The sequence below is a fragment of the Chryseobacterium foetidum genome (genome assembly GCF_025457425.1).
GTDB lineage: Bacteria > Bacteroidota > Bacteroidia > Flavobacteriales > Weeksellaceae > Chryseobacterium > Chryseobacterium foetidum.
On sequence record NZ_JAMXIA010000001.1, the window covers coordinates 690,149 to 707,164 of the forward strand.

15 protein-coding genes and 3 tRNA genes are annotated in these 17,016 nt (G+C 36.8%); 5 read left to right on the forward strand and 13 right to left on the reverse strand.

Annotation, left to right across the window (positions count from 1 at the left end; translation table 11 throughout):
* Positions 1–73 precede the first annotated feature (73 nt).
* The 5 genes from NG809_RS03275 to NG809_RS03295 form a co-directional block, all read right to left on the reverse strand.
* Entirely contained in the window at positions 74–436 is a 363-nt protein-coding gene (locus NG809_RS03275; protein WP_262148047.1) for a DUF2200 domain-containing protein, read from the reverse strand.
* Between the two features lie 211 nt (positions 437–647).
* On the reverse strand, positions 648–1,043 hold the full coding sequence (locus NG809_RS03280) for a hypothetical protein (RefSeq protein WP_262148049.1): 396 nt from the start codon (positions 1,041–1,043) through the stop codon (positions 648–650).
* A gap of 253 nt (positions 1,044–1,296) precedes the next feature.
* Positions 1,297–1,369, reverse strand: a tRNA-Met gene (locus NG809_RS03285).
* Positions 1,370–1,415: 46 nt separating this feature from the next.
* Positions 1,416–1,488: transfer RNA gene (locus NG809_RS03290), tRNA-Met, on the reverse strand.
* Between the two features lie 46 nt (positions 1,489–1,534).
* Positions 1,535–1,607 (reverse strand) — tRNA-Met (locus NG809_RS03295).
* 102 nt (positions 1,608–1,709) lie between these two features.
* Here NG809_RS03295 and NG809_RS03300 point away from each other — a divergent pair.
* From NG809_RS03300 to prmC, 4 genes are read left to right on the forward strand one after another with little or no spacing between them, the layout of a single operon-like run.
* Positions 1,710–2,321, forward strand: a complete 612-nt coding sequence (locus NG809_RS03300) for an L-threonylcarbamoyladenylate synthase (protein ID WP_262148050.1) — start codon at positions 1,710–1,712, stop codon at positions 2,319–2,321.
* A 52-nt stretch (positions 2,322–2,373) separates the two neighbouring features.
* Complete coding sequence (yaaA, locus tag NG809_RS03305) at positions 2,374–3,132, forward strand: peroxide stress protein YaaA (RefSeq protein WP_262148052.1); 759 nt, start codon at positions 2,374–2,376, stop codon at positions 3,130–3,132.
* A 3-nt stretch (positions 3,133–3,135) separates the two neighbouring features.
* Complete coding sequence (locus NG809_RS03310) at positions 3,136–4,974, forward strand: RHS repeat domain-containing protein (RefSeq protein WP_262148054.1); 1,839 nt, start codon at positions 3,136–3,138, stop codon at positions 4,972–4,974.
* Between the two features lie 5 nt (positions 4,975–4,979).
* Positions 4,980–5,933, forward strand: coding sequence for a peptide chain release factor N(5)-glutamine methyltransferase (gene prmC, locus NG809_RS03315; RefSeq protein WP_262148056.1), 954 nt, complete (start codon positions 4,980–4,982; stop codon positions 5,931–5,933).
* 37 nt (positions 5,934–5,970) lie between these two features.
* On the opposite strand, the gene NG809_RS03320 is transcribed toward prmC, so the two are convergent.
* From NG809_RS03320 to NG809_RS03340, 5 genes are all read right to left on the reverse strand, one after another.
* Positions 5,971–6,633 (reverse strand): rhomboid family intramembrane serine protease, encoded by a 663-nt coding sequence (locus tag NG809_RS03320; RefSeq protein ID WP_262148058.1) that lies wholly within the window; start codon positions 6,631–6,633, stop codon positions 5,971–5,973.
* A gap of 85 nt (positions 6,634–6,718) precedes the next feature.
* Complete coding sequence (locus tag NG809_RS03325; protein WP_262148059.1) at positions 6,719–9,295, reverse strand: DNA gyrase/topoisomerase IV subunit A; 2,577 nt, start codon at positions 9,293–9,295, stop codon at positions 6,719–6,721.
* Positions 9,288–9,767, reverse strand: a complete 480-nt coding sequence (locus NG809_RS03330; RefSeq protein WP_262148061.1) for a hypothetical protein — start codon at positions 9,765–9,767, stop codon at positions 9,288–9,290. The genes NG809_RS03325 and NG809_RS03330 overlap by 8 nt, the downstream gene beginning before the upstream one ends.
* A gap of 37 nt (positions 9,768–9,804) precedes the next feature.
* The gene (locus tag NG809_RS03335) at positions 9,805–11,703 is read right to left on the reverse strand and encodes a DNA topoisomerase IV subunit B (RefSeq protein WP_262148063.1); all 1,899 of its coding nucleotides are present in this window, start codon (positions 11,701–11,703) and stop codon (positions 9,805–9,807) included.
* Positions 11,704–11,954: 251 nt separating this feature from the next.
* Positions 11,955–12,725 (reverse strand): TIGR00266 family protein, encoded by a 771-nt coding sequence (locus NG809_RS03340; RefSeq protein ID WP_262148065.1) that lies wholly within the window; start codon positions 12,723–12,725, stop codon positions 11,955–11,957.
* Between the two features lie 87 nt (positions 12,726–12,812).
* Between NG809_RS03340 and NG809_RS03345 the strand changes: the two genes are divergently transcribed.
* Positions 12,813–13,961 (forward strand): methionine aminotransferase, encoded by a 1,149-nt coding sequence (locus tag NG809_RS03345; RefSeq protein WP_262148066.1) that lies wholly within the window; start codon positions 12,813–12,815, stop codon positions 13,959–13,961.
* A gap of 85 nt (positions 13,962–14,046) precedes the next feature.
* Here the strand turns inward: NG809_RS03345 and NG809_RS03350 are convergent, their stop codons facing one another.
* The 3 genes from NG809_RS03350 to NG809_RS03360 form a co-directional block, all read right to left on the reverse strand.
* On the reverse strand, positions 14,047–14,811 hold the full coding sequence (locus NG809_RS03350) for an SDR family NAD(P)-dependent oxidoreductase (protein WP_262148068.1): 765 nt from the start codon (positions 14,809–14,811) through the stop codon (positions 14,047–14,049).
* A 90-nt stretch (positions 14,812–14,901) separates the two neighbouring features.
* A complete protein-coding gene (locus NG809_RS03355; protein WP_262148070.1) occupies positions 14,902–15,849 on the reverse strand; it encodes a helix-turn-helix domain-containing protein in 948 nt (315 codons plus the stop codon).
* A 43-nt stretch (positions 15,850–15,892) separates the two neighbouring features.
* The gene (locus NG809_RS03360) at positions 15,893–16,996 is read right to left on the reverse strand and encodes a hypothetical protein (protein WP_262148071.1); all 1,104 of its coding nucleotides are present in this window, start codon (positions 16,994–16,996) and stop codon (positions 15,893–15,895) included.
* Positions 16,997–17,016: the final 20 nt, after the last annotated feature.

Sequence of the window (17,016 nt, forward strand, 5' to 3'; positions counted from 1 at the left end):
AAAATTCAATCCGCTTTTCGAAGCGGATTTTTTTTGCTTAAAAATTTAGGTTCTGATTTAATTGAATTTTAAATTACTGTCTCAGAATTTTCTCCATTTTCTTTCCTTTTGCCAGTTCGTCAACTAATTTATCTAAATATCTTGCTTTTCTCGTGAGCGGATTTTCTATCTCCTGAATTTTGTAGCCACAAATCGTTCCGGTTATCAATTCCGCATTCGGGTGCAGATTTGCCCTTTCGAAAAAAGTTTCAAAGGTAATTTTTTCACTGATGAGTTCCTGCAGTTTATTTTCATCAAATCCTGTAAGCCACTCGATTACCTGATGCAGCTCTTCTTTTGTTCTCCCTTTAGTTTCCACCTTGGTTACGTAATGAGGATAGACAGAAGCGAAGGTCAGTTTGGCAACCCGCTCGTTATGTTTTTCAGTTTCTTTCATGTGAAGATTTCATTTAATCAAAAATAAAAATTTTATAAATAAAAATTGGGGGCTTTAAAACGCACTAAAATATTTGTCATCACAGGCAGTATTCTTGTATGAACTTTAAAAACGCTTTACGTTTCGCTAAAAACCTTTTGTCCCTTTTGTGGAACCAAAAAAAATGAGAACCAAAGTTGATTCTCATTTTGTAATATTTACGTTTTGCCAATTAGCTCACGATATACTCAGTGATAACCGGCTGGTCTTTTTCGTTATCCCATTTCATTTTCCAGTCTTCTTTTACATCCATATCGATGTTTGCCTGCTTCATCGGAGCGACATATCTCACGTTGAAAGCAATATCAAACTCATCTTCAGAAGTTTCTGTTACTTTAATGTCTGAAACATGGTGCGTGGTGTTTCCCAGCATGCTGTTTTTGGACTCTGTGAACCAGTTGTTGAATCCTTCGTGACCAGTGAACTCGTCATTTCCGGGGAACTTCATTTTTACATCGTCAGAAAGATACTGTGTGAAGTAACTGTTCTCGTCAAGCTGATCAAAACGAGTAAACCACGTTTTCATAAATGCTTCAATTTTCTCTACCTTTTCCTGTTGTGTGCTCATAGATTTTATTTTAATGTGAATTATACTATAGTTGACCGATCAATTTAGATTTAAAAATCTGATTTTAATTTAAAATAAATTCCAGCCTAAATTCAAATGCAATCTAAAAATTTTAATTCTGAATTTCAATAAAATTTTGAAAATTATATTTCTTTTTTCATCACAGGATCCAAAATATCCATTTTTTTAAATGAAAATAAGGTTTAGATAAAAAAAAAAGAGAACTACTTTCGTAATTCTCATTAAAATCTAGTAGCGGGAACCGGACTCGAACCGATGACCTTCGGGTTATGAGCCCGACGAGCTACCTACTGCTCCATCCCGCGGTATTTCTTTTAAATCGTACCGACTGTAACGATTGTAATAAATTAGTAGCGGGAACCGGACTCGAACCGATGACCTTCGGGTTATGAGCCCGACGAGCTACCTACTGCTCCATCCCGCGGTGTTTCTTTTAAATCGTACCGACTGTAACGATTGTAATAAATTAGTAGCGGGAACCGGACTCGAACCGATGACCTTCGGGTTATGAGCCCGACGAGCTACCTACTGCTCCATCCCGCGATATTGGATTGCAAATATACGACAATATTTTACAATTCCTAATATTTCTTTTAAATAAAGGATTTCGCAGGAAATAATTTTATTTATTACTATCTTTGTTCTATGGCTAAAATACTCAGAATCTACCCCGACAATCCTCAGGAAAACCTTATCAACGAGGTCATTAAAACCCTGAACAACGGCGGACTCATCATCTACCCGTCTGATACAATCTATGCTTTGGGATGCAATATTTTCGACATCAAAGCCATGGAAAAACTTGCACAAATCAAAAAGCAGAAGCTAGAGAAAGCAAAATTCTCAATTATCTGTAATGATTTGAGCCACCTTTCTGATTTTACAAGACCTATTGACACTTCAGTTTTCAGGTTTTTGAAAAGCCACCTTCCGGGACCTTTCACTTTTATTCTGGAAGCCAACAAAAGTCTACCTTTAGCCTATAAAAATCACAAAACAATCGGGATCAGAGTTCCTGATCATCCGATTCCGCAGCTGATTGTGGAGAAACTGGGACATCCTATTGCCTCCACTTCCATTCACGATGATGACGAAATCATCGAATATTCTACCGATCCGGAACTGATTGCCGAGAAATATGATCATCTGGTTGACATCGTAATTGATTCCGGATATGGCGATAATGTTGCGTCTACGATTGTTGACCTGACATCGGGGGAACCGGAAATTATCCGTCAGGGAAAAGGTATTGTTTAGTTTAAGGTTTAAAGTTCAATGCTTAAGGTTTTTAGATTCAATTTTTATTTTTATGAAACTTATTACTTCGCCAGCCAAATTGATGAATGTAGAAAATACGACTGATCTTCTGAGATCTTCTACGCCGAAATTCATTGATGACGCAGCACATATTCACAAATATTTAAAGGAGAAAACACCGAAATATCTTTCAGATTTAATGGATATTTCGCCAAAACTCGCTGACGAGAACTGGGAAAGAAATCAAAAATGGAATGCCAAACCGACAGCAAAAAATTCCGCGCCGGCAATGTTTGCCTTTACGGGCGAGGTTTACAGAGGTTTAGATGCGAAAACTCTGGATAAAAAAGCGGTGGATTATCTTCAGAAAAATTACAGAATTCTTTCCGGATTGTACGGTTTGCTGAAACCTTCGGATAAAGTAATGCTTTACCGTCTTGAAATGGGTCGGCCGTTTGAATTTGAAGAGTATAAAAATCTTTATTCGTTCTGGACAGACAAAGTGACTGAACAGCTGAATTCTGAATTAAAAAAGAATGAAATTGTTCTCAATCTTGCGAGCAATGAGTACTTTAAAGTGATTGATAAAAAGAAACTCAATCATCAGGTCATCGATTTTGATTTTTATGAATTGAAAAACGGAAAGCCAAAAACAATCGTTGTTTACACGAAACACGCAAGAGGTTTGGTCGTAAGGTTTTGTGCTGAAACCAACGCAAAAAATTTAAATGATGTAAAAGCTTTCAACTATGAAGGCTACAGGATTGATGAGGAAAAATCTACAGATACTAACTTGGTTTTTGTGAGGTAAATCATGAAAGTCCTGACTGAACTGTTACAATTCGCCCTAAAACTTGTTTTCACAATGAGTTTCATGGTTTGCTGTTCGCAGGAAAAGAAAATCCTTTCAATCAACGGATTTCTTGACAATGATACTTATAACAGTGCTTACGAGGACACAATAAAATATACTTCAAAAAATATTTTCTCTGTAACTGAATATAAAAAACCCCAGAATAAAGGGAGCATTTCTGCCAGATTCAACGGAATTCCTTACACGAAGCAGACCTATACAGAGTATTTACAGGATGGAAGGAAAAAGTACAGTCAATACAGATCTTCTGAAACATTTATAACTGAGAAATTTCACTATGATAAGAATGAGTTGATTCTGAAAGAAACTGCTGAAAGTAAATATGGAAATTCTTACAAATGGCTTTTCTATAATCCTGACGGACTTTTAGATGAAGAAATTTATTATAAATCTGATCAGAGAAAGAAAAATTTCTTTGAAGGCTACACCAAATATCATTATTCTTCAGATGAGAAAAAAACTAATGTTAAAATAATGGATTACGGTTATGATTCTTTGGCCAACGAAGAAAAATACGAATTTGAATTCCCGATACTTACTAAAACAACTCCTCTTTACCAATCCAAAGTTCATGAATACCGTTGGATCAACGGAAAATATCAACCTACTAAAATAAAAGATTACATTGTAGAAAATCGTGACGTAACCTTTGAATACGATGAAAGCGGTCGTTTGACATCGGAAATTTGGTATCAGAATCACAACAGTCTTGAAAATAAAACCGAATTTTCTTATTCAGACAATTATAAGAACCAAACCGAACAGCAATATCATATTTTAGGAACTGAAAAGTCTACGAAAATAACCCGAAAATATGATGAGCACAAAAACCTGGTTTTTGAGCAAAGTATAGAATACACAGGGCATCCTCTGAGCGAAAATACGTTTGAATACGTATACGATAAACAGGGAAACTGGACCTCAAAAAAACATTTCAGAAAAGATGTGGATTCGGGAATTAATGCAGAAAAAGAACTTATAGATTATGAATATCGTGAGATAAAATACTACAATTCTGCCACTGTTCAAAGAAATTTTAAGTTACCTGAACTTCCTGAAATAGCAAATTCGATACGAAACAATATTCCTAAAATTGCAATTCATAAGAAAAAGAAAATTGAAGATTTTGATACCGCAGTAAAAAACGGCGATTTCGAAACCCAGATCAATCTGAAAAAAGCCAAAAATATTGAAGATTTTACTCCGGAATTCTGGACTTTAAAAGCCAAAGAATTTGGTAATCTGGATGACGAAGCCGGCGATGAAGCCGTTTGCGTTTATGAAACTCCAATTGAAGGAGATTTGGGATTCGAACAGGCACTTGTAATCTTTAAGAAAGCAGGTGAAGACTGGACTTTGTGGCATCAATCTACCAAACCCGTACTGTCTACAGCCCACGGCGGAATGATGGGAAATCCGTTTGAGGGAATCAGCATTCGAAATAAAACAATAATTGTAAGTCATTTTGGCGGAAGCAGGCAAAAATGGAGTTACACCCATCGGTACAGATTTCAAAATCAAAACTGGTACCTCATTGGTGCAAGCGTAAATTTCGGTTCGCCGTGCGATTACTTTGACTCTTTAGATTACAATTTATCGACGGGAATCGCCGTGTTTGAGCACAGTTCGGAAGACTGCAGTGATAATATAGACAAACCGAAAACAAGCCGCTGGAAAGAAACAGTCAGCAAAAAAATACAGTTGCCTCTGATGGATGAATTTTCTGTCGGTGAAAACAGAATTGAACTAAAAACAAGAAAAACAGAGATGTTTTATTAGAAAAAATGACATTTTCAGATTTAAAAAAACATTTTATACAGCAACTTTCAGAGATTTATTCCGAATCTGAAAGCGGTTTTATTTTTCAGATATTTGCTGAGTCAATTTTTGAATTGAATGCAGTTCAGCAGCGGCAGTTTTCTGATGAAAATGTTTCGGAAGATATTCAGATTCAATTTGAAAACATTATTTCAGATTTGAAAACCGGAAAACCGTATCTACAGATTTTAGGCGAAACCGAATTTTATGGAATGATGTTTTTTGTGGATGAAAACGTTTTAATTCCAAGACCTGAAACTGAGGAATTGCTGGAAATTGCTATTCAAAAAATTTCAAGGCTTCGACAAGCTCAGCCTGACACGAAGCTCCCGCAACTTTTAAACCCTAAAACCCTGGAACCCTCTGACTCTCAAACCCCAGAGTACTCCCACCCTAAAACCCCCAAACTCTCAAACCCTCAAACCCTCAAAATCCTCGACATCGGAACCGGCAGCGGCATCATTCCTTTGGTTTTGAAGAAGCATTTTCCCGACGCAGAAGTTTCTTCCATCGATTTTTCTGAAAAAGCTCTGGAAACGGCAAAGAGAAATGCAGAATTTCATGATTTGAATATTAATTTTATTCATGCAGATTATTTAAATTTAGATTTAAATGAAAATTTCGACGTCATTATTTCAAATCCACCGTACATCGGAGTAGATGAAGAAACGGAAATCGCTGATTCTGTAAAAGAATTTGAGCCGAAAATGGCTCTTTTTTCTCCAACTTCAGATGCTTTGATTTTTTACAGAAAAATTGCGGATGACTGCGGAAAATATTTAAATAGAAACGGTTTGGTTTTCCTTGAAATCAATCAGAAACTGGGTCAGGAAACTTTAGATTTATATCAAAATTTAGCGCATTCTGAGCTGGTTCAAGATCTGAGCGGAAATGACCGTTTCGTTTTTGGAATTAGATAAATTTCAATAAAATTTTCACAAAAAAAATCGGTTACTTTTAACCGATTTTTTTTCTTACAAATATTTCGAATGCCAAATAAAGCAACGGCAGCGACATAATGAATAAAAATAACGCATTTTCCATAGCCAACTGTGGAAACATCGAAACTGAAATAAGTAAACCAAAAAAAGCTCCGCCTAAATGTGCTGCGTGACCGATATTATCGTTGCTTCTGGGATTCAACATGCTGTAAACTGAATAACCAAAATAAAGCAGGCCAAAAATGTAACCAGGCAATGCAAATGCAGACGGAAGAAAAATAATTCCAATTCTAATTACGTCAGGATCTAGAGAAACTCCGGCAAATATAATTCCGGCAACACCTCCACTTGCTCCTATAGCCGAATACCAGCCTTGGTTCTTGTAGATTAATAATGAAAAAAGATTTCCCACCAAGATTGACCCAATATAAATGAGAAGAAAGCCGACGAGCCCAAAAGCTTCCAAAACATAGGGTCCAAACATGTACAGAACATACATATTCAGAGCAAGATGGATAAAATCGGCGTGTAGAAAGCCTGCTGAAAGCAATCTTACATATTCTTTACTGTACTTAATGGCTCCCACATTAAACTTGAATTTTTCAAAGTTCGGGGATCCTGCGGGAGCGGCGAAGCTCGCAATACAGGTGAGTGCTATGATTAAAATAATGATGTTCATGTTCGATTTTTTTTTTGTTTTTCAAAATTTCGCTTCTAAAACTTTGTCAAAGTTAATCTTGCTCAAAATAAAACTTTGACAAAGTTTAATTTTCTCCCTCCTGAAACAGATCACCTATCATTCCGCCTTCATCGTCCTGAGATGGCGCAAAATCGGGCTCTTCATACACTTCAGGCTCCTCCTCTACAGGCTCGGGAACAGTTATATTAATAGTTTTCACTTTAAATTTAGTGAACTGATTTCCGATGGCCTTAATTCCTTTTACTGAAATAAATTCGTCAATGTTGATGGTTTCAGGGTCACGGTCTTTGCCTTTGTCTTTGGCAAAAATAATTTCCGCTGTTGCTCCGTTGCTCACGATTACATTTTCAATGAATGATTTCGGATGTTCCGATGGCATAAAGGTCTGGATATGCGTATTGTTTTCAAATAAAAACCTTTTGATGAAATACATATCCTTCTCGCCATCGTAATAAATACACGTTACAGGCTGCTCCGGTTTCCATTTTTCGAGAATTAAATATTCATCATCAAAACGGTTTCCAAGATCGAATGAAACCAGTTTGGCTTCTCCGTTCGTATTGACTGTCAGAATTTTATCATCTCCCTTGAAATTACCTAAGAAAGTTCCGCGAACGTCTGCATTCAGCCTTCTCACGGTATCATCGTACCAGATTTTTCTCGGAGCTAATGTGGACACACCTTCTTCCTTTAAATCCACCTTTTTGATGGAATATTTGGTAACCAGATTTCCTTTGGAATCCCTTCCTTTGATCGCCAGTTCAGAAAAATCAATGTCCATTTTATTCTTTCTGATTCTCGGGTTTGGTTTAAGCAAAACACTTACCGTTTCCGCCTCACCATTCGGATTTGCCGAGAAATAAAGCGTTTCTGAGAATTTTTTATCTGAGGCCAAAGGATAATCTGTATTTCGTGTGACGCCGGTCACAGAAAAACGCTTCATGTAATAAGGTCCTTCCCTGCCTTCACGGTAGATCATATTGTAAACCGTTCGTTTATCGTTTTTCTTCCAGATGGCGACGTGCAGAATATCTTTTCCGATGAACGTTTTAGGTTCTACTTTTACCACTTTCATGCGCCCGTCTTTTCTGAAAGTAATGATGTCGTCGATGTCTGAACAGTCGAATAAATACTGATCTTTTTTTAGCGAAGTTCCGATAAAACCTTCTTCAAAATTGGCGTAAAATTTCTCGTTGGCTACCGCAACTTTTGTTGCATCAATAGTATCAAAAATTCTGAGTTCAGTTCTTCTTTCTCTGCCTTTTCCGTATTTTTTCTGGATGTTTAAATAGTAATCAACCGCATACTGAATCAAATTGGCGAGATTAAATCTCACCTGCTCAATCTTACCTTCCAATGCAGCGATATTTTCTTTAAATTTATCTAAATCGAATCTTGAAATCCTTTTGATTCTGATTTCCGTTAATCTTAAAATATCTTCCTGCGTCACAGCTCTCAGAAGGTGTGCTGTGTGAGGTTTTAATCCATCATCAATGGTTTGAAGAACATCTTCCCATGTTTCAACCTCTTCAATATCATGGTAAATCCGGTTTTCAATAAAAATTCTCTCCAGTGAAGAAAAATGCCAGCTTTCCTGCAATTCATGAAGCTCGATTTCAAGTTCTTTTTTGAGAAGGGAAACCGTATGATCGGTATTCATTTTCAGAATTTCCGAAACATTCAAAAACATCGGCTTATCACCAACAATCACGCAGGCATTAGGAGAAATCGTCACCTGACAGTCGGTAAATGCATAGAGAGCATCAATCGTCTTATCGGGAGAAACATCGTTGTGAAGGTGGATTAAAATTTCAACTTTATCCGAAGTATTGTCTTCAATTTTTTTGATCTTAATTTTTCCTCGTTCATTGGCTTTCAGGATAGAATCAATAAGATCTGATGTATTTTTTGAGAATGGGATCTCTGTAATCACCAAAGTGTTTTTATCACTCTGCGAAATTTTGGCTCTGGCTCTCACCTTTCCGCCTCTGTGCCCATCGTTGTATTCTGATACATCAAGAAATCCGGCGGTTAGAAAATCAGGATAGATTTCAAACTTTTTTCCTTTAAGATAAGCAACTGAAGCATTGATTAATTCGTTGAAATTATGCGGAAGAATTTTCGTGGAAAGTCCAACGCCGATTCCTTCAACACCCTGCGCCAGAAGCAATGGAAATTTTACAGGTAAATCAACCGGTTCGTTATTTCTTCCGTCATAGGATTTAGACCAAACGGTGGTTTTAGGATTAAAAACAACTTCGAGCGCAAACGGAGTCAGTCTTGCTTCAATATATCTCGCTGCTGCTGCAGAATCTCCGGTATAAATATTCCCCCAGTTTCCCTGAGTATCGATTAATAATTCACGTTGCCCGATTCCCACCATGGCATCCGTAATGGAAGCATCGCCGTGTGGGTGATACTTCATGGTGTTTCCGACAATGTTGGCGACTTTGTTGTAACGTCCGTCTTCCAGCTCACGCATAGAATGCATGATTCGGCGCTGTACGGGTTTAAAACCATCAAAGACAGAGGGTATTGCTCTGTCTAAAATTACATAAGATGCATAATCAAGAAACCAGTCTTTGTAGAGTCCTGAAACTTTTTTCAGGCTTTCACTTTCGTGAGAGTGTTCTTCATTCATTATTTACTTTCTCCTTATTGTTTTTTACCACTTTATTGAGTGAAAATTTTAAATCGTTAAGCTCTTTTCCAGACAGATAAGAGATTTCATATTTTAGGATCGTATTGCCGCTTTTGCTGTTGATGGTGATGTAGAGCCTTTTAAAAAAAAGAAAAGTAAACGTTTCAAATTTCACAAATTTGTATTTCGGAAACTCATCGCTCAGTGGCGTGCTCAAAAAAGGAACAATATTTCTGTTTCTGAAGTGTAAAGCCTCGCCATCACTGTCGTATTCAAAAATCTGTCTTCCGTTAAGATAAAAAACAATTATCAAAATTGCGGGAACCGCAATCAGAAGATACGCCTCCATTCCGAGCAGTTGAAACCTCATCTCTTCGGCAAAGAAAGCCAAAATCCCTATCACCAAAAGCATAATTAATGCGGTGTTTATAAAGTTGTAAAGCGGAGCTTTACGTTTATTACTGAGTCTCATTTCTAAATCAAGTGTGTTTCAGTTTAGTCTTAGTTTTTTAAATCGCTTCTGAAATAATTTCTTTTTTGTCAATTTCAGAATCGTCTTCCACTACAAGGTTCTCGAGGATAAAAGTCTGTCTGTCGGGCGTATTTTTTCCCATGTAAAATTCCAGAAGCTGATCGATGGTCTGATCTTTTCCTAGAACCACAGGCTCCAGACGGATATCTTTTCCAATAAAATTTTTAAACTCATCAGGGGAAATCTCTCCAAGACCTTTAAATCTCGTAATCTCCGGATTTTTCCCTAATTCATTCAAAGCCTTTACCCTTTCGAGTTCAGAATAGCAATATCTTGTCTCTTTTTTATTTCGTACCCTGAAGAGTGGCGTCTGAAGAATATACAAATGTCCATTTTTAATCACATCAGGGAAAAACTGAAGAAAAAACGTAATCATCAGCAATCTGATGTGCATACCGTCCACATCGGCATCGGTGGCAATAATCACCTGATTGTATCTGAGATCTTCAAGACTTTCTTCGATATTCAGAGCCGCCTGAAGAAGGTTAAATTCTTCATTTTCATACACTACTTTTTTGGTTAAACCATAGCAGTTTAAAGGTTTTCCTTTTAACGAAAATACAGCCTGAGTTTCCACATCTCTTGACTTTGTGATGGAACCTGATGCAGAATCTCCTTCGGTAATAAATATCTGAGTTTCAGCTTTTCTCTCTGCTTTCTGGTCGTTGTAATGCTGTCTGCAGTCACGAAGTTTTTTATTGTGAAGCGAAACTTTTTTTGCTCTTTCTCTCGCCAGTTTCTGAATTCCGGAAAGTTCTTTTCTTTCTCTTTCAGAAATTAATATTTTGCGTTGGAGAGCCTCGGCAATTTCAGGGTTTTTATGAAGGTAATTATCAAGTTTATTTTTTAAATAATTGATAACAAAGGTTTTAATCGTCTCCAATTCTTTACCATCTTTATCCTGACCCATTGTTGCAGAACCCAGTTTGGTTTTGGTCTGAGATTCAAAAACCGGATTTCCAACGTTGATGTAAACCGCTCCGATAATGGCTTTTCTGATATCGGTAGCTTCAAAATTTTTATTGAAAAACTCACGGATGGTTTTCACATAAGCTTCTTTAAAAGCGTTCAAATGCGTTCCGCCCTGCGAAGTGTACTGTCCGTTAACAAATGAAAAATAGGTTTCAGACTGAGATTTGTCTGAATGCGTGATCGCAAGTTCCATATCATCATCCTTAATGTGAATAATAGGATAGACGATTTCGCCGTCGATTTCCTCTTCCAACAAGTCTTTCAAACCGTTTTGAGATTCGTAGACTTCTCCGTTAAAATATATTTTTAAACCTAAATTCAGATACGTATAATTGCGGAGCATTTTGGCAACATACTCATTTCTGAATTTGAAGTTGATAAAAATGCTCTCGTCAGGCAGAAAAGTAATTTCTGTTCCGTTTCGCTCGGAAGTTTCAGCTTCTTCATGAAGAATATCCAGCCTTCCCTCACGGAATTCTGCAATTCTCATTTTACCTTCCCTTACGGATTTTACTTTAAAATAGGTCGATAGAAAGTTAACAGCCTTTGTACCAACACCATTAAGACCGATAGATTTTTTAAAGGCACCGTCATCATATTTTCCACCCGTGTTCATAATGGAAACCACGTCCACAATTTTTCCCAACGGAATTCCACGGCCATAATCACGCACAGTTACAGTGCCGTCCTTGATTTTCACATCAATTCTTTTTCCGGCCTTCATTCTGAATTCATCGATGGAATTATCGAGAACTTCTTTCAGTAAAATATAAATTCCGTCATCTACCGAAGAACCGTCTCCCAGCTTCCCGATGTACATTCCCGGCCTAAGCCTTACGTGCTCGCGGGGTTCGAGGGTTCGGATATTTTCTTCGTTATAATTCGGCTGTAAATCTTGTGGCATATTTAAAAATCAGTAAACAGACAAAAATACGGAATTGAACAAAAAAATCCGAATTTTTAAGACTTATTTTTCCATGATTTATTAAAAATAACTAAAAAGCAGTATATTTAATTTAATATTAAAAAACCACCCGTGTTCTAAGCCGTAATTTAATTGAATGTCGACAATTGCATTGAAAAAAATCTATTGAACCAACACGAAAAAAGACGCAACAAAATCTGTTACGCCTTCGATATTTTTGCATTAAAATTTTAATCCAGAAGACTTCCCAAACCTCCTAAAATACCACCTTCTTCTTTATGGCCTCCTCCTCCGAACTGTAAGATTTTTCCTGCCAAACGCGAAATGGGCAAGGTTTGAATCCAGACTTTCCCCGGACCTTTCAGTTGGGCAAAAAACAATCCTTCACCTCCGAACAAAGTATTTTTTACACCGCCCACAAACTGAATATCATAATCTACATTTTTTGTAAAAGCAACGATGCAGCCGGTATCGATTTTCAAAATTTCGCCGGGCTGAAGTTCCTTTTCCATTACGTGACCGCCACTGTGTACGAAAGTCATCCCGTCACCTTCAAGTTTCTGCATGATGAAACCTTCACCACCGAAAAGTCCGGTTCCCAGTTTTTTCTGAAACTCAATTCCAACAGAAACCCCTTTTGCTGCACAGAGAAAAGCGTCTTTCTGACAAATCACTTTTCCGCCCAACGCATTCAAATCCAGGGGAATAATTTTCCCTGAATACGGTGCTGCAAAAGTCACCTGCTTTTTGGTCTTATCAATGTTGGTAAATACGGTCATAAAAAGATTTTCACCGGTCAGCATTCTTTTTCCGGCAGAGAAAAGTTTTCCCATCAAACCTTTTTCGTTTCCGTCACCGAACATGGTTTCCATTTTTACACCTTCGGTCATCATCATAAAACTTCCGGGCTCTGCGATGACGCTCTCCTGAGGATCAAGCTCAATTTCCACACACTGCATTTCTTCGCCGTGAATTCTGTAGTCAATTTCGTGATTGTTCATGTTTGTTTTTATTTTATTTAGTTAAGTTTTTCTCTCTTTTATTTAAAAAATGCCCTAATTTTAGATATTCAAATTAAAAATTGCCCGATGATACAACTTCCTTTATCTAAACTTTCCAATGTGGGAACCACCATTTTCAGCCAGATGACACAGCTTGCCAATGAAAATGAAGCCATCAATCTTTCTCAGGGTTTCCCAGATTTTCCTGCAGATCCCGAATTACTGAATCTCGTAGATCACTACCTCAAAAAAGGATTTAATCAGTATGCACCGATGGGTGGAATGTTACCGTTAAAAGAAGAAATTGCTAAAAAAATAGAAAAATCCCATCAGGCGATCTATCATCCGGATACCGAGATTACGGTTACTGCGGGAGGAACTCAGGCGATTTTCACAGCCATTGCAACTTTGGTAAAAGATGGAGACGAAGTGATTATTTTTGAACCTGCCTACGATTGTTACGAGCCCACAGTAGAGCTTTTCGGAGGAATTGTAAAAAGATTTAAAATGACCCCTCCCGATTATGCCATCGACTGGAATGAGGTTAAAAAATTGGTTTCAGACAAGACGAAATTAATTATTCTTAACAATCCGAATAATCCGGCAGGTAAAATTTTAAATGAAGACGATCTTCAGGAACTGATTTCTATCGTAAAAGGAACTTCGATTTTTATTCTGAGCGATGAAGTCTACGAAAATATTGTGTTTGATGGAAAGGAACACCTCAGCGTCTGTAAATATCCCGAACTGAAAGAACGAAGTTTTTTGATTGCCTCCTTCGGAAAACTTTTCCACGTCACAGGCTGGAAAATCGGATATTGTGCTGCTCCTAAAAATCTGACTGACGAGTTCAGAAAAGTGCATCAATTCAATGTTTTTTCTGTTAACACTCCTATTCAATTAGCCTTTGCTGATTATATGAAAAATGAAGAGAATTATTTAAATCTCAATCAGTTTTTCCAACAAAAAAGAGATTTGATCAGAAACGGACTTTCAGGAACATCGTTTGAACTTCTTGATTGTGAAGGAACGTATTTTCAGGCTGTGAAATACGATAAAATTTCAGATAAAAAGGATCTTGATTTTGCACATGAACTTACTGTAAATCATAAAGTTGCCACAGTTCCCTTTTCGTCATTTTATAAAGATAAACTGAATGAAAATGTTATCAGACTCTGTTTTGCCAAAAAAGATGAAACTTTGGAAAAGGCTTTGGAGAATCTGGCTAAACTTTAAAATAGAAATCCCGCAGATTAAAAAGATTTTACAGATAAAAATCTGCACAATTTGTTTAATCTGCGGGAAAATTTAAATCTTTGATCTAAAAAAACATTCCTCCCGAAACTTCAATTCTCTGAGCCGTGATCCATCTGGCTTCTTCAGTACAGAGAAAAGCAACTACTCCACCAATGTCATCCGGCAATCCGGCTCTTCCCAGGGCAGTATTTGAGGAAACCATTTGATTAATATTTTCGTCATCGCGTGTTCTTCCGCCGCCGAAATCCGTTTCGATGGCACCTGGAGCCACTGCATTAACTTTGATTTTTCTTGCTCCCAGTTCCTTCGCCATATATTTGCTCAACTGGTCAACAGCTGCTTTCATGGAACCATAAACCGAAGAACCCGGCATTGCGAATCTCGCCAAACCCGATGATAGATTTACGATTCCTCCACCATCATTGATGAACGGTAAAAATTTTTGAGTCAAAAAGAAAACTCCTTTAAAATGAATGTCTACCATATCATCCAACTGTTCTTCTGTAACATCAGCAATCGGCTGGTACAAAGCAGTTCCGGCATTATTGATTAAGAAATCGATATTTCGGCTTCCTGTATTTTCTTCAAGATGGTCGCCTACATTTTTGATGAATTCGTCAAATGATTTTACGTCTTTCGTATTCAGTTGATATGCAATTGCTTTTCTACCTAAATTTTGAATTTCAGCAACGGTTTTGTCAGCTTCTTCTTTATTTGAATTGTAGGTAATAATTACATCCAGACCTTTTTCTGCAATCTTCAGGGCTGAATTTTTTCCTAATCCACGGCTTCCGCCTGTTACCAGAGCAATTTTTGTTCTTGTTTCCATTTTTTATTGATTGTTTTTGATGTTACAAAGTTGAGACAATTTCAAGCCAAAGACTTTGTCCTAATCAAACCAAAATTTGCAAAATTCAAATCAAAGTCTGAATTCCAACGGAGCGAGAGATGTTTTCTTTTTAAAAAAGTTTGAGAAATGAGCGATTTCTTCAAAACCTAAAGCGTAAGCGATTTCAGAGATGCTCCAATGGGTTTGTTTTAAAAGGATTTTAGCTTCTTGAATGACTCTTTCAGCAATAATTTCGGTGGTGGTTTTGCCGGTGCTTTCTTTTAATTTTTTATTTAGATAATTCACATGCACCGCCAATCTGTCGGCAAAATCCTTAGCAGATTTCAGCTGTAGTCTTTGCTCTGAAGTCTCAATGGGGAACTGTCTTTCGAGAAGTTCTATAAATAACGAAACTACTCTCATTGAAGAATCATTTGAAGTTGAAAGTTTTGAAGCTGGTTGCAATTTTTGTCCGTAATGAATCAGTTCCTCCACATAATTTCTGATGAGATCATATTTAAAAATATACTCAGATTCTATTTCACTTTTAATTTTATTAAATAAAATCTGAATTTCATCTGCCAGATTATCGTCAATTTCAAAAACAGGAGTGTTCCCGGGCTGAAAAATCGGCAACTCCTGAAGGTTGCTGTGTGAAAGGTTTTTCAGAAAAAAATCTTCTGTGAAAACGCAGAAACTTCCTGCCTGATTCTCATCCTCAGGAACATAATGGTAAGGAACCTTCGGCGTTGCGAAAAGCAGGGCATTTTTCTCAATGGAAATTACTTTATCTGCATACTCTGCTCTGTTTTTACCTCTGATTAAACTTATTTTGTAATATTTCCGTCTGTTGTAAGGCATTTCACTGCTTGCCCGTAAACGTTCGATTGTTTGGGCGATATCAAAAACATTGAAATGACCGATGTCTTTGTGTAAACCTTTTGGAATAAGCGTGTCTACATCTCTTCCCAATTTAACGGCAATTTCTCTGTAGAAATCTTCAAGAGAAGCGTAAGAAGTGTGAGCGGATTTTTCCATCGAACGGATTTGTAAATATCAAAGGTATGAATGAATTTTATTTTCAGATAACAATTCCGCCACTTATTTCCAAATACCACTTTCCGTTTTTGTATTGTGCGGTATAGATTGTAGTGCTACTGTTGCTCCAGTTTTGAATATAGAACATATCAGGATTTTTTTTATTCTTTTTAATCCTTCCAACGCCGTGATGTATTACATCTGAAATCTTCAGATAATCTGATCTTTTCCTGTCGTCCAGCGGTATAAACAGCACTCTGTATTTTGGATTGACTTCATGAAAATAATCGCAATCGCTGGCAAAAACTTCAAAAAAGTATTTTTTATCTGTCATATTTTCATGTCCGTAATTAGGCATGAGACTTTCGTAAAGTGCAGTAAATTTATTTTTACCTGATTTATACATCGGATTTAAGTCTTTAAAATCATCAATTCCATCAGCATCAGAATCTTTATTAGTAGGATTTAAACCAAACGTCGTTTCAAAAATATCATTATAGCCGTCACTGTCGGAATCTTTGAAGAGATCTTTTAATTTTATTTTAAATAATTTCCCATCTTCGATTGCAGAATAATCTTTATAACCTGGCAATCCACCTACTATTGTAATTTTCACGAAACTGCCTTCTAGTTCCATATATTCTTTATTGATAATGGGTCTATTCTGAACCTTATTGATGCAATAATGACTGAAACTTAAGCCTAAAAAATAAGCCTTTGGTGTATTATCTTTAATTTCAAGGAGCCAAAATCCCAGTGAATTTTCTCCAAACGCATATTCTGTTTCACCAACTTTCTGACAGTGTGAAAATTCAAACTGATCATTAAATTTTTTGCTGAACAGAGCAAATTCGATTTGATGTTTCTTCCATATTTCCTCTGCATCCTTACCGGAAATTTCGTTCTGATATTCAGCACTGTCAATTTTAAAACTTCTGAATTTTTTAAGACTGACAATCTGAACATAATCAGGTTTTTCTGCAATTATTTTATCTGCGTCAAATTTTATTGACTCTTCGAAAGTATTATCAGTCTGATCTGCATCAGTCTGAAAATCGCTGATCAGTTTGTGGTTCGATTGAAAACAGTTGTCTTCAACACTTTTTGAACATGAAAAAACAAATAGTAACAGAATGAAATATTTCATAAAATTATTTTTCAGAATGC